This window comes from Pseudomonas sp. UBA5666 (assembly GCF_002420785.1).
GTDB classification, from domain to species: Bacteria; Pseudomonadota; Gammaproteobacteria; order Pseudomonadales; family Pseudomonadaceae; genus Aquipseudomonas; species Aquipseudomonas fulva.
In genome coordinates this window covers 48,137-70,921 of record NZ_DIIQ01000005.1, presented here as the reverse complement: position 1 = coordinate 70,921, position 22,785 = coordinate 48,137, and the positions used below count along the sequence as shown (strand labels likewise).

General features: G+C 59.5%; 19 protein-coding genes and 2 pseudogenes. 15 read left to right on the top strand and 6 right to left on the bottom strand.

Going from position 1 to position 22,785, the window contains the following annotated elements; translation table 11 throughout:
* The first annotated feature begins 22 nt into the window (after nt 1–22).
* The 6 genes and pseudogenes from B2Y33_RS03860 to B2Y33_RS23135 all read left to right on the top strand — a co-directional run bounded on the left by B2Y33_RS03860 (nt 23) and on the right by B2Y33_RS23135 (nt 6,977).
* The gene (locus tag B2Y33_RS03860; protein ID WP_027914387.1) at nt 23–1,243 is read left to right on the top strand and encodes an MFS transporter; all 1,221 of its coding nucleotides are present in this window, start codon (nt 23–25) and stop codon (nt 1,241–1,243) included.
* Between the two features lie 201 nt (nt 1,244–1,444).
* Nucleotides 1,445–2,740, top strand: a complete 1,296-nt coding sequence (locus tag B2Y33_RS03855; RefSeq protein WP_027914386.1) for an NCS2 family permease — start codon at nt 1,445–1,447, stop codon at nt 2,738–2,740.
* Nucleotides 2,737–3,822 (top strand): tRNA (uridine(54)-C5)-methyltransferase TrmA, encoded by a 1,086-nt coding sequence (gene trmA, locus B2Y33_RS03850; RefSeq protein WP_197874396.1) that lies wholly within the window; start codon nt 2,737–2,739, stop codon nt 3,820–3,822. The genes B2Y33_RS03855 and trmA overlap by 4 nt, the downstream gene beginning before the upstream one ends.
* A 148-nt stretch (nt 3,823–3,970) precedes the next feature.
* Complete coding sequence (gene ypfJ, locus B2Y33_RS03845; RefSeq protein ID WP_027914384.1) at nt 3,971–4,852, top strand: KPN_02809 family neutral zinc metallopeptidase; 882 nt, start codon at nt 3,971–3,973, stop codon at nt 4,850–4,852.
* A 205-nt stretch (nt 4,853–5,057) separates the two neighbouring features.
* Nucleotides 5,058–6,122, top strand: a pseudogene (locus tag B2Y33_RS23140) (methyl-accepting chemotaxis protein); the annotation flags it as partial.
* Entirely contained in the window at nt 6,114–6,977 is an 864-nt protein-coding gene (locus tag B2Y33_RS23135; RefSeq protein WP_371259666.1) for a methyl-accepting chemotaxis protein, read from the top strand. The pseudogene B2Y33_RS23140 and the gene B2Y33_RS23135, both read left to right, overlap by 9 nt.
* Before the next feature lie 132 nt (nt 6,978–7,109).
* On the opposite strand, the gene ggt is transcribed toward B2Y33_RS23135, so the two are convergent.
* From ggt to B2Y33_RS03825, 3 genes are all read right to left on the bottom strand, one after another.
* Nucleotides 7,110–8,777: a gamma-glutamyltransferase gene (gene ggt / locus B2Y33_RS03835; protein ID WP_027914382.1), complete on the bottom strand. Its 1,668-nt coding sequence runs from the start codon at nt 8,775–8,777 to the stop codon at nt 7,110–7,112.
* Between the two features lie 110 nt (nt 8,778–8,887).
* Entirely contained in the window at nt 8,888–9,793 is a 906-nt protein-coding gene (locus tag B2Y33_RS03830) for a LysR family transcriptional regulator (protein WP_111475203.1), read from the bottom strand.
* 82 nt (nt 9,794–9,875) lie between these two features.
* Entirely contained in the window at nt 9,876–10,466 is a 591-nt protein-coding gene (locus B2Y33_RS03825; protein WP_206405976.1) for an NAD(P)H-dependent oxidoreductase, read from the bottom strand.
* 155 nt (nt 10,467–10,621) lie between these two features.
* Between B2Y33_RS03825 and B2Y33_RS03820 the strand changes: the two genes are divergently transcribed.
* Nucleotides 10,622–10,936 (top strand): putative quinol monooxygenase, encoded by a 315-nt coding sequence (locus B2Y33_RS03820; protein WP_023534467.1) that lies wholly within the window; start codon nt 10,622–10,624, stop codon nt 10,934–10,936.
* Here the strand turns inward: B2Y33_RS03820 and B2Y33_RS03815 are convergent.
* Entirely contained in the window at nt 10,926–11,690 is a 765-nt protein-coding gene (locus B2Y33_RS03815; protein ID WP_206405977.1) for a sulfite exporter TauE/SafE family protein, read from the bottom strand. The two genes, B2Y33_RS03820 and B2Y33_RS03815, sit on opposite strands and share 11 nt — an antisense overlap.
* Nucleotides 11,691–11,767: 77 nt before the next feature.
* Here B2Y33_RS03815 and B2Y33_RS03810 point away from each other — a divergent pair, with 77 nt between their 5' ends.
* From B2Y33_RS03810 to B2Y33_RS03780, 7 genes and pseudogenes are all read left to right on the top strand, one after another.
* Complete coding sequence (locus B2Y33_RS03810; RefSeq protein ID WP_049696529.1) at nt 11,768–12,655, top strand: LysR substrate-binding domain-containing protein; 888 nt, start codon at nt 11,768–11,770, stop codon at nt 12,653–12,655.
* A 113-nt stretch (nt 12,656–12,768) separates the two neighbouring features.
* Nucleotides 12,769–13,374, top strand: coding sequence for a CDP-alcohol phosphatidyltransferase family protein (locus tag B2Y33_RS03805; protein ID WP_027914376.1), 606 nt, complete (start codon nt 12,769–12,771; stop codon nt 13,372–13,374).
* 30 nt (nt 13,375–13,404) lie between these two features.
* Nucleotides 13,405–15,159: a bifunctional alpha/beta hydrolase/class I SAM-dependent methyltransferase gene (locus B2Y33_RS03800; protein ID WP_206405978.1), complete on the top strand. Its 1,755-nt coding sequence runs from the start codon at nt 13,405–13,407 to the stop codon at nt 15,157–15,159.
* Complete coding sequence (locus B2Y33_RS03795) at nt 15,160–15,591, top strand: hypothetical protein (protein ID WP_206405979.1); 432 nt, start codon at nt 15,160–15,162, stop codon at nt 15,589–15,591.
* A 10-nt stretch (nt 15,592–15,601) separates the two neighbouring features.
* Complete coding sequence (locus tag B2Y33_RS03790) at nt 15,602–16,225, top strand: lysophospholipid acyltransferase family protein (RefSeq protein WP_027914373.1); 624 nt, start codon at nt 15,602–15,604, stop codon at nt 16,223–16,225.
* A gap of 1 nt (nt 16,226) precedes the next feature.
* Entirely contained in the window at nt 16,227–17,159 is a 933-nt protein-coding gene (locus B2Y33_RS03785) for a phosphatidate cytidylyltransferase (RefSeq protein WP_023534414.1), read from the top strand.
* A 155-nt stretch (nt 17,160–17,314) separates the two neighbouring features.
* A pseudogene (locus B2Y33_RS03780) lies at nt 17,315–17,521 on the top strand (cupin domain-containing protein); the annotation flags it as partial.
* Nucleotides 17,522–17,657: 136 nt separating this feature from the next.
* Here the strand turns inward: B2Y33_RS03780 and gmtX are convergent.
* Both gmtX and B2Y33_RS03770 read right to left on the bottom strand, forming a co-directional pair.
* Nucleotides 17,658–18,290 carry a gamma-mobile-trio protein GmtX gene (gene gmtX, locus B2Y33_RS03775; protein WP_049696531.1) on the bottom strand — a complete coding sequence of 211 codons (633 nt, stop codon included), beginning with the start codon at nt 18,288–18,290 and terminating at the stop codon, nt 17,658–17,660.
* Nucleotides 18,280–21,924, bottom strand: a complete 3,645-nt coding sequence (locus tag B2Y33_RS03770; RefSeq protein ID WP_159971676.1) for a VPA1269 family protein — start codon at nt 21,922–21,924, stop codon at nt 18,280–18,282. Before B2Y33_RS03770 ends, gmtX begins: the two co-directional genes overlap by 11 nt.
* 280 nt (nt 21,925–22,204) lie before the next feature.
* Here B2Y33_RS03770 and B2Y33_RS03765 point away from each other — a divergent pair, with 280 nt between their 5' ends.
* Nucleotides 22,205–22,549, top strand: a complete 345-nt coding sequence (locus B2Y33_RS03765; protein ID WP_080992906.1) for a cupin domain-containing protein — start codon at nt 22,205–22,207, stop codon at nt 22,547–22,549.
* Nucleotides 22,550–22,785: the final 236 nt, after the last annotated feature.

Below are 22,785 nucleotides of genomic sequence, written 5' to 3'. Positions count from 1 at the left end.
GCATCGAGGTCACAGGTGTCCGATGTCCGAGACTGAACCGCCGCTGTTGCGTCACCATCGCCCTTTTCTGGCGTTCTGGCTGGCACGGGTCTTCACCGCCAGCGGATTCCAGATGTTGACCGTGGCGATTGGCTGGCACCTGTATCAGCTGACCGGCAACGTGCTGGACCTGGGACTTGTCGGACTGGTGGAGTTCGCACCCCGTGTGCTGTTCATGCTGCACACCGGCCATGTGGCAGACCGCTATGACCGGCGCAAGGTTGCCGCCCTGTGCCAATGCCTGCAAGGGCTGATCGCACTGGCCCTGGCGCTGGGCAGCGCCACGGATCAGGTCAGCCGCGAACTGATTTTCGTGCTGGCGTTTCTGCTCGGCGCCACTCGTTCGTTCGAGATGCCGGCGACCCAGGCGCTGCTGCCCAACGTCGTGCCCGCGGGCCTGTTTCCACGGGCGGTCGCCGCGTCGGCCTCTGCGACCCAGTCGGCTACCATTGTGGCGCCCGCCGTGGGCGGCTTCCTGTACGCATTCGGCAGCGGCTGGGTCTACGGCCCGACCGTGGCGTTGTATGCCATAGCCTGTGTGCTGACCCTGAGCCTGCAGGCGCGAGGACAAGTCGTTCAACGGGGCCGTGCCACCGTCGAGTCGCTGCTGGCCGGCATTCGTTTCATTCGCAGCCGGCCGGATATCCTGGGCGCCATCTCGCTGGACCTGTTCGCCGTGCTGCTGGGCGGGGCCACAGCGCTGCTGCCGGTATTTGCCAAGGACATCCTGCTGACAGGGCCGCTGGGGCTCGGGCTGCTGCGTTCGGCGCCCGCAGTAGGCGCGTTACTGATGTCGGTGTGGTTGGCGCGCTTTCCCTTCGAGCGCAAGGTGGGCCGAACCATGTTCACGGCGGTGGGCGTCTTTGGCGTGGCCACTATCGCGTTCGGCCTGTCCACATCCTTCTGGTTTTCCCTGGCGGTCCTTGTGGTACTGGGCGCTGCCGACATGATCAGCATGGTCATTCGAGGCGCTTTCGTGCAGTTGCATACCCCGGACGAAATGCGCGGGCGCGTCAGCGCCGTCAACGGGCTGTTCATCGGTGCCTCCAATCAGCTCGGCGAATTCGAATCGGGGGTCACCGCGCACTGGTTTGGTACGGTGCCAGCCGTCGTCATGGGTGGGGTGGGCACCTTGGTGGTGACGGGAGTGTGGATAAAACTGTTCCCCACGTTGGCCAACCGGGACCGTTTGCACGAAGACTGAAAGGCCGCCCCAGCGGCCCTGTACGCCAGGCGCACCGGGCGCGGCCAGCCTATTCCCAGACGGCCATAGGCCCCTGCCCGGCATGCTGGTATGATGCGCGGCTTTTTTCTGCCCCATAGAAATCACGGCAGCCGGTACGGTCTGTGCTTTGCTGATGGGGTCGACATATTCATGGCGCCGGGGGCGCCTCGGGGAGCGGGCATGCTGGAAAGGCTGTTTCAACTAAAAGCACACAACACCAATGTGCGCACCGAGATACTGGCGGGCGTCACCACCTTCCTGGCCATGGCCTACATTCTCTTCGTCAACCCGAGCATCCTCGGCGAGACGGGCATGGACAAGGGTGCGCTGTTCGTCGCCACCTGCCTGGCGGCGGCCATTGGCTCGACCACCATGGGCCTGATCGCCAACTACCCGATCGCCTTGGCGCCGGGCATGGGCCTGAACGCGTTCTTCACCTACACCGTGGTGCTGCACATGGGGCACACCTGGCAAGTGGCCCTGGGTGCGGTATTCCTGTCGGCGGTGATGTTCTTCCTGCTGTCGATCTTCCGAATCCGGGAATGGATCGTGAACAGCATTCCCCTGCCCCTGCGCTCGGCCATTGCTGCGGGCATCGGGTTGTTCCTAGCGCTGATCGCGCTGCACAATGCGGGCATCGTCGTCGATAACCCTGCAACCCTAGTGGGCATGGGCGACTTGCGTCAGCCGGCACCGATTCTGGCCACACTGGGCTTCTTCCTGATCGTTGGCCTGGAAGCGTTGAAGGTGCGCGGCGCCGTGTTGATCGGCATCCTGGCCGTGACCGTGGCAGCCATTGCCATGGGCGTCACGCCATTCGGGGGCATCGTGTCCATGCCGCCTTCGCTGGCGCCGACCTTCCTGCAACTGGACATCGCCGGCGCGCTGGACGTGGGCCTGGTGAGCGTCATCTTCGCCTTCCTGTTCGTCGACCTGTTCGACAACTCCGGCACCCTGATCGGCGTGGCCAAACGTGCAGGGCTGATGGGCAAGGATGGCCACATGCCGAAGATGGGCCGTGCCCTGATTGCCGACAGCACCGCCGCCATGGCCGGCTCGCTGCTGGGCACCTCGACCACCACCAGCTATATCGAGTCGGCGGCTGGCGTGAGCGCCGGGGGCCGTACGGGCCTTACGGCCATCGTGGTCGCCGTGCTGTTCCTTCTGGCCCTGTTCTTCGCACCGCTGGCTGGCAGCGTACCGGCCTTCGCCACCGCGCCGGCGTTGCTGTTCGTCGCCGTGCTGATGGCTTCGGGCCTGGCGGAAATCAATTGGGACGACGTCACCGAAGCAGCCCCAGTGGTGGTCACCGCGTTGGCCATGCCGCTGACCTATTCGATCGCCAACGGCATTGCCTTCGGCTTCATTGCCTGGACCGCCGTGAAACTCATTTCCGGGCGTCGCCATGACCTGAACGCGGCCCTGGTGATTCTTTCCATCCTGTTCGTCATCAAACTGGGTTGGTTCAACGCATGAGTGCTGCATTCGACCCTAGCGCCTATGACGCGCAACTGCAGGATAAGACCACCCGCCTGCGCGAGCTGCTCGCACCTTTCGGTGCGCCGGAGCCCGCCGTCTTCGACTCGCCGCGCGTGCACTATCGCCTGCGTGCGGAATTCCGCCTCTGGCGCGAGGACGGCCAGCGCCACTATGCGATGTTCGCCCCGGGCGAGAAGCACAAGGCTATCTTGATCGACGACTTCCCGATTGCCAGCCAGCGCATCAACGACCTGATGCCGCGCCTGAAGGCGGCCTGGCAGGCCAGCGAGGCTTTGAGCAATCGCCTGTTCCAGGTGGAATTCCTCACCACCCTGGCGGGTGATGCGATGGTCACGCTGTGCTACCACCGCCCACTGGACGAAGCGTGGGAAGTGGCCGCGCGGCAACTGGCCCAAGATCTGGGCGTGAGCCTGATCGGCCGCTCCAAGGGCAAGCGCCTGGTCATCGGCCGTGACTATGCGGTTGAAAAGCTCGACGTGGCCGGCCGTGTGTTCAGCTATCGCCAGCCTGAAGGCGCATTCACCCAGCCCAACGGCGCCGTGAACCAGAAGATGCTGAGCTGGGCCTTCGAGGCCATGGGCGATCGCGATGACGACTTGCTGGAACTGTACTGCGGCAACGGCAACTTCACCTTGCCGCTGGCCACCCGCGTGCGCCAGGTGCTGGCTACCGAGATCAGCAAGACCTCGGTCAACGCCGCACTGAGCAACCTGGCCGAGAACGCTGTGGATAACGTGCGCCTGGTGCGCTTGTCGGCTGAAGAGCTGACCCAGGCGCTGAACGAAGTGCGCCCTTTCCGCCGCCTCGAAGGCATCGATCTGAAAAGCTACGCATTCGGCACGGTCTTCGTTGATCCGCCGCGCGCCGGCATGGACCCGGACACCTGCGAGCTGACCCGACGTTTCGAGCGGATCCTGTACATTTCGTGCAACCCGGAAACACTCGCGGCGAACATTGCCCAGCTCCACGACACCCACCGGATCGAACGCTGCGCGTTGTTCGATCAATTCCCCTACACCCACCACATGGAAAGCGGTGTGCTGCTGGTGCGGCGCTGAGCCTGGACCCTGTGCAGGCCGGGGACGATGAAATTGAATTCAGGCGCCCCGGCCATCTCCAATGCGCTAGACAGCCGCAGGTGCCCTGACACCTGAGGCTGTGTTGAACTAATATTTGTCTTCTTGTTTCACGCTCTGGAGAGCACTCATGGAATGGCGAAAAGGCCGGCGTAGCGACAATGTGGTCGATGCACGGGGTGCAGGTGGCGGTGGCGGTGGTATGCGCTTTGGCGGTGGCAAAGGACTGGGACTTGGCGCCATCTTGCTGATTGTCGGGATCGGCTGGCTGACGGGCCAGGACCCTTTGCAGATCCTTGGTCAATTGACCGGCCAGATGCAGCAGCAAGCGCCTGCCGTGACCGATGGCAAGGCGCCTCCGGCCAATGACCAGCAGGCGGAATTCGTCGCCTCCGTATTGGGCGACACCGAAGACACCTGGCAAGCATTGTTCGCCCAGTCCGGCAAACAGTACAAGGACCCCAAGCTGGTGCTGTTCAACGGTCAGGTGAATTCTGCGTGCGGCTTTGCCACAGCGGCGGTCGGGCCGTTCTACTGCCCGGCGGATCAGCAGGTGTACCTGGACATGTCGTTCTTCCGTGAAATGGAAACACGCTTCTCGGCTGCTGGCGACTTCGCCCAGGCGTACGTGATCGCCCATGAAATCGGCCACCATGTGCAGACGCTGCTTGGCGTGTCGGCCAAGGTGGACGCGGCACGGCGTAGCGGCCAGCGCATGGAAGGCAGCAATGGCCTACTGGTGCGCCAGGAACTGCAAGCCGACTGCTTTGCTGGCGTGTGGGCCTACCAGGCACAGAAACGCCTGAACTGGTTGGAACCTGGCGATGTGGAGGAAGCGCTCAATGCCGCCAACGCCATCGGTGACGACCGACTGCAGCAGCAGGGTCAAGGGCGCGTGGTGCCGGACTCGTTCACCCATGGCACCTCGGCCCAACGCGTGCGCTGGTTCAAGGCCGGGTTCGCCGAAGGCGACGTCGACAGCTGCGACACCTTCAGCGCGCGTACTCTCTGAAGGTGCTCAGCGTTGCGTCCTGATTGATTCGTCCATTGCAGCACCTGTGGTCGCTGAAACGCGCCGTATCGCCCCTACGGCTGAAAAAGCGTTTCAGCTTCCTCGCCAACGGCCGATAACTCCAGCACGATTGAGCGGGCAGCCAGAATAACAACGCCTTGCGATCGGAGATCAAGAGAGCGAAAACAACTTCTGGAGTGCGTGCATGAACAGCTGGTTTGCCAATATCAGCGTCAACCTCAAACTCGGCCTGGGCTTCGCCCTGGTGCTGATCCTGACCGGCCTGCTGGCCCTGGTGGGCTGGACGAGCCTGGGCGGTCTCATCGACCGCAGCAACTGGATGAGCGACATCGGCCAGTTAAACAAGGACCTTACTGACCTGCGTATCGCCCGCCTGCAATACATGATCGCCAACGGCGATGATGCCGCGGCTGCCAATACCCTGGCCAAGCTCGATACCTTCAGCAAGCAGCAAGCTTACCTGGAGCACACGTTCAAGAGCCCCGAAAACGTCAAGCTGCTGGGCGAACTGGGCGACATCATCAGTGCCTACAAGGTATCGCTGTCCAAGATGCGCCAGGGTTACGACGCCAGTCGTGCCGCACGCGCCGCCATGACCCGCGCCGGTAGCCAGGCGGACCAGGCCATGGAAGCCTTGAGCCAGGAAGTCATGGCTCGGCCCGAGGCCGACAGCGTGCGCCTTGCGCAGTACCAACTGATCAGCAAGGCCCGCCAGCAATTGATGCAGGTGCGCATCGATGTGCGCGGCTACATCGCCGACAACACGGCGGACAATGAACAGGCGGCTCTGCGCCAGCTCGATGCGGCGCTCGCGGTGGTCGATAGCCTCAAGCGCGAGCTGTCCGGCCCGAGCGACCGGGTGCAACAGCTCGAGCGCGCAGTCACCGACTACCGTGAAGCTACGCGTCAATTCCGCGATGCCGTGACCACCATTACCGGTGCTCGCGCCGAGATGACGGTCCAGGGCGCGGACATCGTCAAGCACAGCGATGCGCTGTACAAGATCCAGCTGGAGCGTCGCGATGTCGAAAGCAGCCAGGCGCGCACCTTGCAGACCATCGCTACCCTGCTGGCGTTGCTGGTGGGTATCGTGGCCGCCGTCCTGATCACCCGGCAGATCACCCGGCCGTTGCAGGACACCTTGGCGGCGGTCGAGAAAATCGCCAGCGGCGACCTGACCCAACAGTTGCATGTCACCCGCCGCGACGAGTTGGGGGTGCTGCAGCAAGGCATTGCCCGCATGGGCACGACCCTGCGCGAGCTGATCGGCGGCATTCGCGATAGTGTGACCCAGATCGCCAGCGCTGCCGAGGAGCTGTCGGCCGTGACCGAACAGACCAGTGCCGGTGCCAATAGCCAGAAAGTCGAGACCGACCAAGTGGCCACCGCAATGCATGAGATGGCCGCCACGGTTCAGGAGGTGGCACGCAATGCCGAACAGGCTTCGCAGGCGGCGACAGGTGCCGATGGCGAGGCGCGGGCCGGGGATCGGGTGGTGGGCGAGGCGATCAGCCAGATCGAGCGCCTGGCGCAGGACATGCACCGCTCCACCGAGGCCATGACTGCGTTGCAGCAGGAAAGCCAGAAGATCGGCAGCGTCATGGACGTGATCAAATCGGTGGCCGAGCAGACCAACCTGCTGGCCCTCAACGCGGCCATCGAGGCGGCACGTGCAGGCGAAGCCGGACGCGGTTTTGCCGTGGTGGCAGACGAAGTGCGCGGGCTGGCTCAGCGCACGCAGAAGTCGACCGAGGAAATCGAGGAGCTGATCGCCAGCCTGCAGCACGGCACCCAGCAGGTAGCCAATGCCATGCAGGGCAGCCGCGCCTTGACCGACAGCAGTGTCGACCTGGCGCGCAAGGCCGGTGAGTCGCTGGAGAACATCACGGGCACCGTGTCGAGCATCCAGTCGATGAACCAGCAGATTGCCGCCGCAGCCGAGCAGCAGAGCGCGGTTGCCGAAGAGATCAGCCGCAGCATTCTGAATGTGCGTGATGTGTCGGAGCAGACGGCCTCGGCCAGCGACGAGACGGCGGCGTCGAGCGTTGAGCTGGCGCGCCTGGGGGGCGAGTTGCAGATGCTGGTCAGCCGGTTCCGCGTTTGACCTGAGGCAGTGGGTTGGGCGGGGTGGCCCGTAGCAGAGGCCGCACAACGGCCTCTGCTGTTGCCGCAAGCCTCAGCCATTGGCTGAGTGCTCGCACTTCGGCGCGCCAGCAACCGGCGCGCCATCAGCCCTTCACTTCACCACCATCCCTACCCCACGGCCACGCGGGTCGGACGCGGTCTCAAGCGTCTGTCCGTTGACCCGAATGGCCTGGATGTCGCCCATCTCCCAGCCTTGGTCCTCCAGCACGTAACCCATCTTTTTCAGATCAGCAGCCACCTGCCCGGTCAGCGGTGCATAGCTGTCGAAATAGATCGTGTCCTTGGGCAGCAACTGGTGGTGGACCCGCTGCGCAGCCACTGCCTTGTCCAGCGGCATGCCGTAGTCATACAGGTTGTTCATCACCTGGAAGATCGAGGTGAAAATGCGCGACCCACCCGGTGTGCCGATCACCAGCTCCACTTTGCCGTCACGGGTCATGAGGCTGGGGCTCATGGAAGACAGCATGCGCTTGCCCGGCTCGATGGCATTGGCATCGCCACCGATCACGCCGAACGCATTGGCGGCACCCGGCTTGGCGCTGAAGTCGTCCATCTCGTCATTGAGCAGGAACCCGGCACCTTTGACCACCACGCCACTGCCGTAGTCGAGGTTGAGCGTGTAGGTGTTGCTGACCGCATTGCCGGCCTTGTCGACGATGGAAAAATGCGTGGTCTGGTGCGGCTCCAGCCCGGGCTTGACCTGATCGGTAGCGGAAATGGCCTTGGGATTGACCTGAGCCGCACGCTTGGCCAGGTAATCCTTGGCCACCAACTGATCCACGGGCACTTTTGTGAAAGCCGGGTCACCGAGGTAGTCGGCCCGGTCGGCGAAAACGCGTTTTTCAATCTCGGCCAACAGGTGGATGTACTGCGCAGAGTTGTGCGCCACACCCTTGAAATCGGCGGCACGGTCCTCCTTGATGCCCAGCAGCTGGGCCAGGGCAACGCCACCGGAACTTGGCGGGGGCGCGGTGTACACGACATTGCCGCGCCAGCTGACGGCCATGGGCTCACGCCACACGGCCTTGTAGTCCTTGAGGTCCTGCTTGGTGATCAGCCCCTTGTCGGCCTGCATCTGCGCCACCAGCAGGTCGGCGGTCTTGCCCTGGTAGAACTCGCTCACGCCCTTGTCGGCGATGCGCTCGAGGGTCTGGGCCATCTCGGGTTGCTTGAACAGCTCGCCCACCTTCATGCTGCCGAAGTAATCGTTGAAGTTGGTAGCGGTCTTGAACATACCTTGGGCATCGTTGCGGTACTGATACTGCTTGTCGGCGACCTTGAAGCCGTTTTTGGCGTAGCCGATGGCCGGTGTCAGCAGTTCGCTCCAGGGTAGCTTGCCGAACTTGCGATGGGCCTCCCACAAGCCCATCACCGTGCCTGGCACGCCTGCAGCACGGGCACCCACCAGGCTCAGGTTCTCGATCACTTCGCCTTTGTCATCCAGGTACATGTTGCGTGTGGCCGCCTTGGGCGCCACTTCACGGTAGTCAAGGAAGTAGGGCTTGCCGTCCACGAACAACGTCATGAAGCCCCCACCGCCAATGTTGCCGGCTTCGGGGTAAGTCACTGCCAGCGTGAATGCGGTGGCTACCGCGGCATCGACCGCGTTGCCGCCTTTTTTCAGGATATCGGCGGCTACCTGGGCGCCATACTGATCAGGCGCGGCGACAGCCCCGCCCTCCAGGGCAACGGCGTACACCGATGAGCTGCCCAACAGCGCGGCTGCCAGAGCCAGGTACTGGAAAGGGACGCTACGCATGACACATTCCTTGGGTGTTGTTCTTGTGGGACCGTCAGTAAGACCCAAGCGTCAGGCCTGTGCAATCTCATCGTCCATGACGCGCCGCCCCTAGGCAGCAGATGTCGCGTTCAGGCAACTGAACAGGCGTAGATGGCCAACTTGCGCTGGATGAAATCCAGGAAGCATTGAATGCGCAGGGCCAGCTGGGTATTGCGGTAGTACACTGCATGGATGGGCTGACGATGGCCGTTATTGGCCTGGGACAGCACGACCTGAAGGCGGCCGCTGCGAATGTCTTCGTGGGTCATGAAGTGCGACAGGCTGACGATGCCCTCCCCGGCCAGCGCCAGCTGTCGCAGCGTCTCGCCGCTGGAAGCGACCAGCGTAGGCCGAATGGTCCAGTGTTCGCCCTGGGCATGGCGCAGGGGCCACTGGTTCAGCGTCTCGGGTTGACTGAAGCCAAGCAGGCAGTGATCGGCCAGATCCTCGACCCGCTGGGGGGTGCCGTAACGCGCCAGATAAGCCGGGCTGGCGAGCACCTGCACCGGGCTGCAACCCAGGTTGCGCGCGTGCAGGCTGGAATCGGCCAGCTCACCGATGCGGATGGCCACGTCGGTACTGTGCTCAAGCAGGTCGATGATCAAATCGTCGGTGTTGAGCTCCAGGTCGATGCCGGGGTACTGCTGCCGGAACTCGCCTATCCAGGGCACGATGGCGTGAAGCATGAATGGCGTGGCCGCGTTGACCCGCAGGCGACCGATGGGCGTCTGCCGGTTCATCGCCAGGCGCTCTTCCAGCTCGTCCATCTGCCGCAGCACCTGCCTTGCCTGTTCGAGAAAGAACCGCCCCTCCTCGGTCAGGTCCATGCGCCGGGTGGTGCGGTTGACCAGCGTGGTGCCCAGCTTGGCCTCAAGGCGCGCCAAGGTTCGGCTGACCGCCGAGGGCGTCTGGCCCATTTGCGCGGCCGCTGCAGAGATCGACCCACAGTCGATGACGGCGACGAACACCTGGAGTTCTTCGGATCGGGTTTTCACATCAAGGCCTGCGGGTAGAGTTGCCAGGGTCTAGATAGCCGCTTGCGCAAGGGAAGTCCAGCAGAGCCATCAAGGCAGAGGTCTACCGAGCCCTGCCAAACACCCGCTCCAGGTGCACTTGATAGGCCGCCAGCGCTGCCGGGACATCCGGGCGCTTCATGACGTCGGTGGCCAGGAAGGTCGGCAAGCCGCTCATGCCCAGGAACTGCTGCGCCTTGTGGAAGGGGAAGTACACCGCATCCACACCTTTGCCCTCGAAGAAGTTGTCAGCCTCGTCGAACGCCTGCTGCGGTGCATTCCACGTGAGCGACAGCATGTACTGTTTGCCTTGAATGAGCCCACCACTGCCGTACTTCTGCGTGTGATCCGAGCGGGTACGACCATCGCTGGCATACAGGCTGCCGTGCCCGGCAGTGAAGACCTCATCGATGTACTTCTTGACGGTCCAGGGCGCGCCCATCCACCAGCCTGGCATCTGGTAGATCACCACGTCAGCCCAGAGGAATTTCTCCACCTCCTCCTGGACGTCATAGCCCCCATCGATGAAGGTCTGGCGCACGTCGAAACCTGCACGGTCAAGGTGCGCCAGTGCGGCCTCATGCAGGGTGCTATTGAGCTGGCCTGCGGAATGGGCAAACTGTTTGCCGCCGTTGAGTAGCAAGATGTTTTTCATGGAGGCCTCCCGGACCTGGTCACTGATTGCCGGCAGGTTAAGGTCAGGCGCAGTTGGGAAACAGCCAATCAACGGCAAAATACATTTGACTCAAGATCACGAATCGACCGGGATTATTGCTTTAATCTTTGGCACTCACAAAGCAGGAGAACCTCATGAACGAGCAATACGCCTTCATTCTCAAAGCCAAGACACGCCCGGAAATGGCAGAAGCCTTCGAGCAATTGTTCCGGCCCTATGTCGAGCCCAGCCGCCAAGAACCCGGCTGTATCGAATACCACATGCTGCGCGATCAGCAGGACCCGAGCCTGTTCGTGTTCTTCGAAGTCTGGGCGAACAAGGCGGCACTGGATGTGCACTCGGCCCTGCCGCACATGGCCGCTTTTTTCGACCGGCGCATGGATTACCTGGAGCGCGACTTCGAGGTCCAACGGGTCGACATGCTCAGCGGCTCATCCGCTAACCGTTGATCAGCAAATGCACGCCCAGCAGCATCAGGCCCACGAAGAAACAGCGGCGGAACACCTGTGCGCTGACGCGTCGACGCAGCCACTGGCCCGCCTGCATGCCAAGCAGGGCGGGCACCACCAGCAGTAAAGAAGCACCCAGCGCCGGGCCGCCGAGTGCGCCTTGCCCGGCAAGGCCCACGGCCAGCGCCAGGGTGGACACCGTAAATGCCAGCCCAAGCCCCTGAATCATCTCGTCACGGCTAAGCCCAAGGCTTTGCAGGTACGGGACTGCCGGCATCACGAACACACCCGTGGCCGCACTGATCACCCCGGTAGCCAGGCCGCAGACAGGGCCGAGCCACCCCTCCCGTTTCCGGGCAATGCGCAAGGCCGGCCCAGCCAGTCCATAAACGGCATAGAGAACCAGTGCGCCTCCCAGTGCATGCGCGGCCCAGGGGCCACTGCTGATGCCCAGCCACGCACTGCCCAGCAAGGTGCCGATAAAGATCATGGCCAGCATCGGGCCCAGCCTGCGTAGCAACGCTCGCAAATGCCCTCCTGCCGCCAATTGCCAGAGATTGGTCACGGTGGATGGGACGATCAGTAACGCAGCAGCCTGCGCGGGCGGCAGAGCCAGGCCCAGCAGCCCCATGGCCACGGTCGGCAGGCCGAGCCCGATCACGCCCTTGACGGCACCTGCCAGAACAAAGGTGGCAAACACCAACGCAGTCAGCAGCGGGCCAAGGTCTTGGTAAAACGCTGTAAATGTCATCATGTGCCCATCATGGCCAATGCATGACGCGCTGAACATCTGTCATATTCGTGGTCAGCCTCTTGCCTGGACAGAGCCACGTGCATTTTGATCTTGTTGACCTGACCCTATTCCGGCACGCCGTCGAGTGTGGAAACATCACCGCCGGTGCTGGGCGTAGCCACTTGTCGCTGCCAGCAGCCAGCGCCCGGATTCGTGCCATGGAGGCGTCCCTGGGCGTTGCGCTCCTGCTGCGCAATCGCCGAGGTGTCAGCCCCACGCCCGCCGGGCAGGCATTGCTGCAACATGCCCGGCTCATCGCCCAGCAGGTCGAGCGCTTGCAATTCGACCTGGGTCAGTACGCGCAGGGGCATCAAGGCCAGGTGCGCTTGCTGTGCAACACCGCGGCCCTGACCCAATACCTGCCCGAACTGCTGGCGGCCTACCTTGCCCAGAACCCAGGCATGAGCGTGGATGTGCAGGAGTACCCGAGCTTGCGCATCGTGCAGGCCATCACCCAGGGCATGGCCGACCTGGGCATCATCTCCAGCGCAGCACCTAGCGAGCATCTACAGACGCAGCCCTTTCGCGACGACCCGTTGGTACTGGTGACGCCAACGGATCACCCGCTCGTCAACCTTCCCTCGCCGCGCTTCGTCGACAGCCTGGCCCATGGTCACGTCGGCCTCGGGCCGGCCAGTGCCCTGGCGCTTTACCTGGAAGAGCAGGCGCTGCGTGCAGGCCAGCGCATGCGCGTCAGGGTTCGTGCCGAGGGCTTCGAAGGCGTGTTGCGCATGGTCGCAGGCGGTGCCGGCGTCGGGGTCGTGCCCTTGGCGGCGGTGCAGCGCTGGCAAGGGGTGTTGCCGCTGCGGGCCATGGCACTGCAGGAACCCTGGGCTAACCGGAAGTTGCTGTTGTGCGCGCGCGACTTTGCGGCCCTGCCAGGCTACGCAGCGGCATTGGTCAGCGTATTCGCCGGGTGTGCCTGAAACTTCTTGTCGCGCAGCCAGGTCAGTGGCAAGAGCGCCGGTGCCTGCGGCTTTACCGGCCACCAAGACTGCAACAGAATGCGCGACAACGCCCCACCAAAAAGGACTTGCCAGTGGCCTCGATCTACCAGCTCAAACCCCGTTTCCAGGCCCTGCTGCGGCCTCTGGTGCAGCGCCTGTACGACAGGGGCGTGACGGCCAACCAGGTCACGCTCACCGCTGCCGTCATCTCCGTTGCGCTAGGGCTGCTGCTGGCGGCCCTGCCCCACCTTCACGGGTTGTTCATCCTGGTGCCCATATGGATGCTGCTGCGCATGGCGCTCAACGCCATCGACGGCATGCTGGCACGGGAATTTGGCCAGCAATCCACCCTTGGCGCCTATCTGAACGAGCTGTGCGACGTGATCGCCGATGCCGCCCTGTACCTGCCGTTCGCCCTCTTGGTAGGCGTGTGGCCGCCGCTGGTGGTGATGGTGGTGCTACTGGCGACGATCAGCGAATACGCTGGCGTGATGGGGCCCTTGGCAGGTGCCTCGCGCCGCTATGACGGGCCCATGGGCAAGAGCGACCGCGCCTTCGCCTTTGGTGTACTGGGTACCGGTGTCGCCCTGGATGTGCTTGACGGTACCTGGATCAATGGTTTGCTGCTTGTGGTCCTGGCGCTCTGCCTCTATACCCTCTACAACCGGGTGCGTCGCGGGCTGGCTGAAACCCGCTGAGTCTTCGCCCGTCGCATAAGGATATCGACCATGCGCCAAGCGCAAAGCCTGCATTTTTCCACCCATGACGGTGTCGAGCTGCATTACCGCCACTGGCCCGCCACGCGCAACGAACACCAGCCGCGTCGGGCGGTGGTGATGTTCCACCGTGGCCATGAACACGGCGGGCGAATCGCCCACTTGGCCGATGAGCTGGACATGCCGGGCTATGACTTTTTCGCCTGGGATGCCCGCGGTCATGGCCTGTCGCCCGGCGCACGCGGGGACAGCCCGAGCTTCGCGACCAGCGTGCGCGACGTGCAGACGTTCATCGAGCACATTCAGGCCCGTCACGGGCTGGCCGAACAGGACCTGGTGGTGCTGGCGCAGAGCGTCGGCGCGGTGCTGGTGGCCACCTGGGCGCATGACTATGCACCCAAGGTGCGTTGCCTGGTGCTGGCGTCTCCGGCGTTCAAGGTCAAGCTGTACGTCCCCTTGGCACGCCCTGGCCTGAAGCTGCTCAAGGCCGTGCGCGGCAATTTCTTCGTCAACAGCTACGTCAAGCCACAACTGCTGACCCATGACCCGGAACGGGTCATGTCGTACAAGGCAGACCCGCTGATCAGCCGGCCCATTTCGGTGACCATGCTGCTAGGGCTGTACGAAGCCGCCGATCGTGTGGTGGCCGACGCCCAGGCCATCCAGCTACCCACGCAACTGCTGGTCTCCGGTACAGACCTGGTGGTCGAGCGAGCACCCCAGCAGCGCTTCTTCGACCGTCTGGGCAGTGCGCGCAAGGAGATGCACGTGCTGCCGGGGTTCTTCCACGACACCTTGGGCGAGCGCGAGCGCGCACACGCTTTACGGCGTATCGAGCGTTTCGTCGAGCACTGCTTCGCCTGCCCTGCCGAGCGGCCTTCGCTGCTCGATGCGGACAAGACCGGCGCCAGTTGCGCCGAGGCCGAAAGCCTGGCCGCGCCCTTGCCCCGCCACTCGCTGCGCGGGCTTTACTGGCGCGCCACCCGAGCCGGTCTGCGCCTGGGCAGCAAGGTAGCGGACGGCGTGCGGCTAGGCTTCGACACGGGTTTCGATTCGGGCAGCACACTGGACTACGTGTACCGCAACCAGCCTGCAGGCAAAGGCGCGCTGGGCCGCCTGGTCGACCAGAACTACCTCAATGCCATCGGCTGGCGTGGCATTCGCCAGCGCAAGCTGAATGTGGAAGCACTGCTGCGCCTGGCCATGGATCGTCTACGCGAGGCCGGCCGACCCGTGCACATCGTGGATATCGCAGCCGGCCATGGCCGCTACATTCTCGAAGCCCTGCAACAGGTCGATCAACGCCCAGAATCAATCCTGCTGCGCGATTACAGCCCGCTCAACGTGCAACAAGGCACCGCGCTGATCCAGGAAAAGGGCCTGGGGGACATTGCCCGTTTCGTCCAGGGCGATGCCTTCGACCGCCCTAGCCTGACGACGCTGGAACAGTCTCCGACGCTGGCAGTGGTATCAGGCCTGTACGAACTGTTCGCCAGCAACACCCTGGTGAGCAACTCATTGGCTGGCCTGGCACAGGCAATGGAGGATGGCGGTTACCTGGTCTACACCGGTCAACCGTGGCACCCGCAACTGGAGATGATTGCGCGTGCCTTGACCAGCCACCGGGGTGGCGAGGCCTGGGTGATGCGTCGTCGCAGCCAGGCAGAAATGGACCAGCTGGTGGAGGCGGCAGGCTTTCGCAAGGTGACCCAGCGCATCGACGAGTGGGGAATTTTCAGTGTCAGCCTCGCTCAACGGGTGCGCTGAGTGGACCTTGTGTTGGTCGCCAGCCTGCTGCGCCGGGGCCGGCAACTGGCAGGGCTCTCGGACGGCATGACCCTGCTGGCGCTCGGGTTCGGCCTGGTGCCGCTGCTTGGCGCGGCGCTGTCACCCTGGTCGCTTGTGCCGTGCCTGTTGCTCATCGGCCTGGGCATGCTGCACAAGTACTGGGCCATCCGCGTTGCACTCGATGCCGACCTGTTCGCGCACCTGGCCAACAGCCAGGACCTGGCAGCAGACACCCAGGTACTGGACCGCGCGTTGTTCGACCACGGGCTCAAGCCGCAGCCAGTCGATGCGCGCACCTGGCCGGTCCGCAGCCGGGCTGCGCTTGCTCTGCTGCGTCGCCAGGGCCTGTGCCTGGGCCTGCAACTCACGGTGGCCTTGGCTACCCTGCTGATACTGTCTATCAAAGGATGATGAACGTTCCATGCTCGCCAACCTGACCGCCTACCTGATCACCTCGGCCGCGCGCCTGATTACCGGGGCGCGAGCCCTCTGGCTGGGGTGCACGCCCCTTCCGGTGCAGCGCCTGTACTTTGCCAATCACAGCAGCCACGGCGATTTCGTCCTGCTATGGGCATCGCTGCCCCAGACGCTGCGGCGTCGCACTCGGCCGGTAGCCGGTGCCGACTACTGGGCCAAGCCGGGGATTCGCGATTTTCTCATCCGCAAGGTATTCAATGGCGTGCTGATCCAGCGACATCGCGACGAAGGCCAGGGCCACCCCTTGCAACCGGTACTCGACGCCGTGGCCCAGGGCGATTCGCTGATCTTCTTTCCGGAAGGCACGCGCAACCTCAGTGATGAGCCCTTGTTGCCGTTGCGAAGTGGCCTGTATCACCTGGCGGCGGCCCACCCGCAGGTCGAGCTGGTGCCGGTATGGATCGCCAACCTCAATCGGGTGATGCCCAAGGGACGCGCCTTGCCGTTGCCGTTGCTATGCACCCTGAGTTTCGGCGAACCCTTGCACCTGCAGGCCGACGAAAGCAAGCAAGCCTTTCTGGAGCGGGCTGGCCAAGCCCTGCTCGATCTAGCCCCCAAGGACGTTTGACATGCACGACAATACCCTCGCGCTGTTCGCCGGCATCGGCGCCCTGCTGCTGCTCGCCAGTGTGATCGGCCGTGTGCTGAAGTGGCGCGCAGGCCCCGGGCCCCATGCGGTGATCGACAACCTCAACGCCCGCATCAATGCCTGGTGGGTCATGGTGCTGGTAATCGGCATCGCCTTCGTCTTCGGCAAATACGGCGTGATCGTGCTGTTCTATGGTGTGTCGTTCTATGCCTTGCGCGAGTTCATGACCCTCACGCCCACCCGGCGCAGTGACTACCCCGCCCTGGCGGCGGCGTTCTACATCGCGCTGCCCGTCCAGTACGTGCTCATCGCCATGGACTGGTATGGCCTGTTCAGCATCTTCATTCCGGTCTACCTGTTCCTGTTGCTGCCGATCCTGGCCAGCCTTGGGGGCGACACCACGCGCTTTCTGGAGCGGGCTTCGAAGGTCCAGTGGGGCTTGATGATCGCGGTGTACTGCGTATCGTCGGTGCCGGCGCTGATGACCCTGGAGATCCCCGGCTTCGAGGGGCGCAACCTGTTGCTCATCGCCTGGCTGATCGTGGTGGTGCAGCTCAGCGATGTGCTGCAATACGTGTGCGGCAAGCTGTTCGGCAAGCGCAAGGTGGCGCCCAACTTGTCGCCTTCCAAAACCCTCGAGGGCCTGGTCGGCGGCGTCGCACTGGCCACGCTGATCGGCGCGCTGCTGTGCTGGATCACGCCGTTCAGCTTCTGGCAGGCCGCCTTGATGGCCCTGGCGGTCAATACCATGGGCTTCTTTGGTGGGCTGGTGATGTCGGCGATCAAGCGCGACCGTGGCGTCAAGGACTGGGGGCACATGATCGAAGGCCATGGCGGCATGCTCGACCGCATCGACTCGGTCTGCTTCGCTGCACCGGTGTTTTTCCACTTCGTGCGCTACTGGTGGGCTTGAAACGGCGCCAAGGCCTGGTAGCGCGTTAGCCGGTAGTTTGGGCTGACCCTGCGCGAACAGCGCGGCCAGACACCTGGACGTCGACTTCAGGCAACTGCGCGGGCGCTTCAACACCTATGGTGACGGGTCATTCAACCAGTCACAGGAGTTGTGCCATGTCCGATTTCATCACCGTGCTGCGTGAAACCTGCCCCACCCCGGTCGTGGACGCGACCAAGTGGAAACGCATCGGGGGCGACCCGCACACCGTGAACCTGAACGCCTACCTGTCGGCCGACGGCAGCAAGATCATGGGCACCTGGATCTGCACCCCGGGCAAGTTCGAAGTCAACTACGACAAGTGGGAATACTGCCACTTCCTCGCTTAGTTAAACCAAAAATATCCCAAAACCACCAAAAATACGTTATCAACTTGTTTTTCTTGAGCTTTTTTTGGGAAGAATTCTAGGATACCCAAACGTCCTTTTCCTAAATCGAAGCCACCGGTAAGGCCCTTTGCTACTCTCCCCTCTCCAAGGTCAACACTTTTTCAATCGCATCTCTGAATCCCGGTTTTTGAATGATGCGGCCCTTGGAGTCCGAAACCTCGCCACGAGGCCCGATTATCTGTCCCATCTGACGCAGATTATCCTCATCGATTGCAAACCTCAGCGCCGATATTTCAACCTCCCTCAGCCGAAAGTATGTTTCAGGTGTTTTTCCTTCAACCGCACCTAAAAAAATGGGCGTCATGCCACTAGAAAGCTGTCGACGCATCTTTGATTTTAACGCCTTCAACTCCTTTACCAGCAAAGAAACATTTAACTTCAGCACCGGATCTTCGATACTCAAGACCCAAGATAATGCATCAGAGAATTGATGCGTTGGAGCTGGCATCGATGCTTGTTTCCAAGCATGGATTAGCAATCTGTAATGTTCCCCTGTCGGATTCACAATCGATTTTTCACTGGGTACTGCCAACCCGCGAGCTTGTCCCATAGCCAGCAGAGCTCTGTATGAGAAGTCCTTTACCTCAAGGCTCGCAGCAATCTTACAAGCTTCGTTGATCGCCTCCAGACTTCGACGACGTCGAGAGTCACTTGCTTCGAATATCAACCTTTCAAATACCACTTCTGGAAGCTCACTCGTCATTCTCGTCTCCATGCGCACCAGAGGTAAGCGATACGTAATTCGAAAAAATCGCCTTGATTTCGGATGTTATGGGAGTCAAACCAGCTTGATATTCATCAACATCCAATATCATTAACTTCCCTGAGATCAAATTATCGATTCTTTCCCAAGAATGCAGACGACTCATCAGCAACGAATTTAACTGATTGCATGCAGCAAGCTTTTGCGCATTTGTAAGCTTATACATTGCTGGCCGCAACCCGTTATTAGCTGCCATCCTGTCGATCATTTCTGAAATCAATGGTAAGGCACGAGATGGGTTCGCAGATCTGTAAATAGTTGCATTTTGACAGATTTCGGATAGCAGATGGTAGGTCGACTCTGAGGCCCTGAAGCTCATCTCCTTCAGGTCTTCCGAGACAACTAACTTAAGCTCTGCCTCACTATTTTCTGACTCAGTGTGATCTATTGCTTTTACGCAATCCATTACGTAGCGATTAACAGCCCCATAGTCACGTAACAACACTTCGAGCTTTGCTGCACTTTGTTGCTGTTGAGCGACTGAACGTTTACGGTCCAGCTCCCGATCAAAAGATAGATCTTTGATGCTCGCATCGTACCAGGCGCTTTCCAACTCATCCAGTTCAGCTGTATAAGCTTGATATCTACCGCTTTCATCATGAATTTCAAGAGCCATCTCATTCGCCAATGAAACCAATCCTCCTAAGAATGCTATCCCTGAAACAAAGAAACGGCAACGAGGACAATTTTTCTGTCCTAAATACCCAGCTTCAACTGCGGCATATACATTCTCAATGAGATCACCACCTATATTGCAGGCGGCAGCCGACATCGGGCATATTCCCCAATCAAAAATTACGTTTGCAGATTTTGTCGATGATTTTTCGAAAAAAATTCTATTCCCGTCAGTTGCAATCAAATTCCTAGCTTGCGATTGCAAGCCATTGGCAAGCACGTTTCGCACCAAATCATCACAGGCGGTATATTCAGCACGCTTCTCGGCCTCTTGCATAGGCCTCCGCATTTGGTGTTCCTTAAGACTCACATAGTGAATGGTCATGACGAGCGCTGCATGCCCAACCAGCTTCGACACTATATGTATCGGCGCATCCCCGTCCGCTATATAGGCGGTGATGAGGCTAACCCTCAAGCAGTGAGGAGTGTAGTCACTTAGGTAACGAGGTCCGTACTGACTGTTTTTCCTGGCTAGATCTTCCCCACCCCGTTGAATGAGATAAAGTAGCTTAGGCAATGTGGTCTGGAAGGCCGTTGCCGTTGTAATAGGCTGACCCGTTTTATCTTGTCGAAAAAGAAAGCATTGGCTACCCCGAGATTTCAAAATCTCACTATTGACCTCTGTGTGTGTTTTTATCGAAGTCCATGGCGTTGGGTAATCAAGCGGTGCATATCTTTCCTGCCAGTCCCTCAATACCAACAACCAATACGCCAAATCCTCTGGAATCCATTCGACTTCGTATCCTTTATCACGAGCACCAGTTTTATTGGTTGTGCAATAGAACTTCGGATATCCATTTACTCCTTTTTGAACTGCCGCCTGAGGTGTACTGTTCCTGGTGCCACGCGAAGCAAGATGCCCAGTATTCTTCCTCCACTCAATTGTACCAGTTTCCATGTCAACAACTCCTACCTCTCGGTCAGCCTCTCCGCTATCCAGCCACAGAATCTGTTGCCCCCGTAAGGGAAACCTTAGCAAGGTATAAAGCGCTACAAATCGAACCGGAGACCATACCTGATACACAACTACTCTACGCCGTTTCCCATCAACAACCCGCTCAATTCGCTCAAGCTTTCGCCATACCGTATGAGGATCATCGACATCAATTTTCGAAAATTGGACATCAAGCCAATCTCCGCGGCTATCGAAGAACTCTTGGAGATGCTCTAACTGGCTTAGGGACACGCGTCGTGATAGGGACATCTCATAATCAGGAACGAGGTAGTTTCTAGCTCTCAAAATATACTCGTAACCAAGCGAGGGTTTATTCGTCTGACCTAGTTTAGAATAGCCCAAACCTTTGGCAAATCCGGCTAGGATGCTAGAAAACGGATTTCTGAAGTCGTTTAGTACGACGCTCTCATACCCATCGACATCTGTACATTCTTCGTCGAGAACCCACTGAAAAAATGTCGAAATTGACGTGTGTATCTGCTGCCTCAGCGACTCTGCCTGAGACTCAATCAATGATATATACAGCGCAGCATTAAACTTATTAGCCCTTAATAATAAAAATTTTGGATCATCAGGTAAATTTAATTCGTGGAAATATCCGTTTATCAGCACCCTCAACGCCATGCGACGTATTGCATAATTTGTTTGAAATCTCAAATATTTCTCATATACATCGCACAAGCATGGGTAGCTATCTGAATAATCAGGAGCTATTTCCAGCGAAAGAAAGTCTTGTATACTGATCCAGCCTTTGTGCTTGAAGGCTCGATAGGGAGCACTCGGCAGCCGAGGATCCTGCTTATATCCGTCTCTATACTCGGCATATGACTTAAATCCAAAATTTGCGACAGCTTTTTTTGCTTCTTCATATGTTTTGTAATTCCTGTCGCGCTCAACCCCAAGGAAATTTGGCCATCCTGGCCATGGAAGAAAGTGACTCTTAGGATCGCACGGAAGACGAGTATCCAGTTTATATTTAGCTCTATAGTCAGACGCACTTATTATCCCCAACCGCTTAGCAGCGGCGCTAGCCTCGGCCAAATCACTATAAAAAAGCGGCTTAAAGAAACGAAACAAAAACTTCCAACTGACCCAGCCTTTAGAAGCGTACTCCGACCAAGGCGCACAGGGTAATTTTTTGTCTTCCTTACGCCTAACCAAATACTCTTTTTTACTCGTAATTCCCAATTTATGCACCGCCTGCTCCATCTCTGAATAGGTCGGATAAAATTTAGACTTCTGCCTATCAAAAAAATCATACCAATTAGTCCAGCCGCGGCCAGAATAAGCCTTTTCAGGGCTAGATGGGAGCCGGGGATCTTCGTAATATCTTTTCCGATAATCCGGAACACTCACAATCCCCAGCTTTTTTGTCGCTTGCTTAGCCTCTTCATAGCTCGCGTATATAGCAACCAGCTCATCTGAAAGGAACGCCCCCCACCCTTCCCAACCTGTTTTCGCGTAGACTTCATTTGGATTACACCTCAGTTTTTTATCGGCTAAGTAACGGTTTTTATATTCTTTCCTGTTGTGTACGCCTAGCCTTCTAGCTGCGCTTTTTGCTTCTTCATAGGTTGGATAAGCTTTCTCATAATCGTCCTGGAAGAAATGCCTCCAAGATTTGCATTCATCGTAATACCGTACGGGATCTGAAGGCAGGCGTGAGTCTTCCTTATAACGAGCCACGTATTCTTGCTGAGTTGAAACACCTAGAAACCTCGCTGCAGCCTGAGCTTGCGACAACGATTCGTATAAGTCTGGCTTTGCCTTATTCAGAAACACATACCAACAATCCCATCCTTTCCCCGCAAAGAAAACTGGGGGATTTGATGGCAATCCCGGATGCTCCTTGTATCGACTCCTATATTGACCGGCAGTACATATGTCAAGCGCGGCAATTATTTGACAAGCCTCATCATAGCTACAATAAGATTCTTTCGGCATCTTTACTCTCATGCACTTTAGTTTATTGCGGCGGTGAACGTAAAGCGTAGTTCAATATATCGCCACTTTCCACCACTCTCAGACCATTTGTAAATGGCAGGCTAGAAACATCGACCATCTGAGCTGATAACCAGATAAAAATACAGCTTAATGTTCACCTTCATTTGGATAGCCCCAGACAGAGATTCGCAAACAGGCATATTAATGTCGGGCACAGACATCTCTCATCTGACGTATTTTGTGATGCTACTAAAACATCATCACCACACGAACATATTCTATGAAAGACCTAATCGTTGTACTGCGCGACACCTCCCCTTTACCAGTTCTTGACGCATGCACCTGGGAACGGCTATCAGGCGAACCTCACACTGTCAATCTGAACTCGTACACATCGGAAGATGGATCGAAGATAATGGGCACATGGATATGCACGCCCGGTAAATGGCGCGTGGCCTATACCAAATGGGAGTACTGCGACTTCCAAGAAGGTTATTGCGTGATTACCCCCGATGGTAAGCAGCCACTTCACCTCAAAGCAGGCGACAAATTTATTATTGAGCCTGGCTTTTCCGGAACTTGGGAAGTAGTAGAGACCGTACGCAAATATTTTGTATTCTCTTAAATGTCAAATGGCAGCGCCGCGCCATCGCGTCGGCGCATGACCATGATCGCGGATCTGAAGGACGAACAGACGTCACGCCTTCGAATTCTGCCAAGCGGGACATAGATGCGGAAGACTTTGTGCGGTGCAACCTCACGACTGGCTCAGTGTTGAGTGAAGATGGCCCGGGAGGAACAGGGCGATCTTCTGGAGCTGACTCAAGCCTGAGGAGGCCTGTTGTAAACCACTTTTTTTCA

Bases quoted from the DNA above. Each gene is read 5' to 3' on its own strand.
- B2Y33_RS03790 (WP_027914373.1), top strand. From the start codon at position 15,602: ATGCTCGCCAACCTGACCGCCTACCTGATCACCTCGGCCGCGCGCCTG.
- B2Y33_RS03770 (WP_159971676.1), bottom strand. From the start codon at position 21,924: ATGCCGAAAGAATCTTATTGTAGCTATGATGAGGCTTGTCAAATAATT.
- B2Y33_RS03860 (WP_027914387.1), top strand. From the start codon at position 23: ATGTCCGAGACTGAACCGCCGCTGTTGCGTCACCATCGCCCTTTTCTG.
- B2Y33_RS03855 (WP_027914386.1), top strand. From the start codon at position 1,445: ATGCTGGAAAGGCTGTTTCAACTAAAAGCACACAACACCAATGTGCGC.
- B2Y33_RS03765 (WP_080992906.1), top strand. From the start codon at position 22,205: ATGAAAGACCTAATCGTTGTACTGCGCGACACCTCCCCTTTACCAGTT.
- trmA (WP_197874396.1), top strand. From the start codon at position 2,737: ATGAGTGCTGCATTCGACCCTAGCGCCTATGACGCGCAACTGCAGGAT.
- ypfJ (WP_027914384.1), top strand. From the start codon at position 3,971: ATGGAATGGCGAAAAGGCCGGCGTAGCGACAATGTGGTCGATGCACGG.
- B2Y33_RS23135 (WP_371259666.1), top strand. From the start codon at position 6,114: ATGGGCACGACCCTGCGCGAGCTGATCGGCGGCATTCGCGATAGTGTG.
- B2Y33_RS03785 (WP_023534414.1), top strand. From the start codon at position 16,227: ATGCACGACAATACCCTCGCGCTGTTCGCCGGCATCGGCGCCCTGCTG.
- B2Y33_RS03825 (WP_206405976.1), bottom strand. From the start codon at position 10,466: ATGAAAAACATCTTGCTACTCAACGGCGGCAAACAGTTTGCCCATTCC.
- B2Y33_RS03820 (WP_023534467.1), top strand. From the start codon at position 10,622: ATGAACGAGCAATACGCCTTCATTCTCAAAGCCAAGACACGCCCGGAA.
- B2Y33_RS03815 (WP_206405977.1), bottom strand. From the start codon at position 11,690: ATGATGACATTTACAGCGTTTTACCAAGACCTTGGCCCGCTGCTGACT.
- B2Y33_RS03800 (WP_206405978.1), top strand. From the start codon at position 13,405: ATGCGCCAAGCGCAAAGCCTGCATTTTTCCACCCATGACGGTGTCGAG.
- ggt (WP_027914382.1), bottom strand. From the start codon at position 8,777: ATGCGTAGCGTCCCTTTCCAGTACCTGGCTCTGGCAGCCGCGCTGTTG.
- gmtX (WP_049696531.1), bottom strand. From the start codon at position 18,290: ATGACGAGTGAGCTTCCAGAAGTGGTATTTGAAAGGTTGATATTCGAA.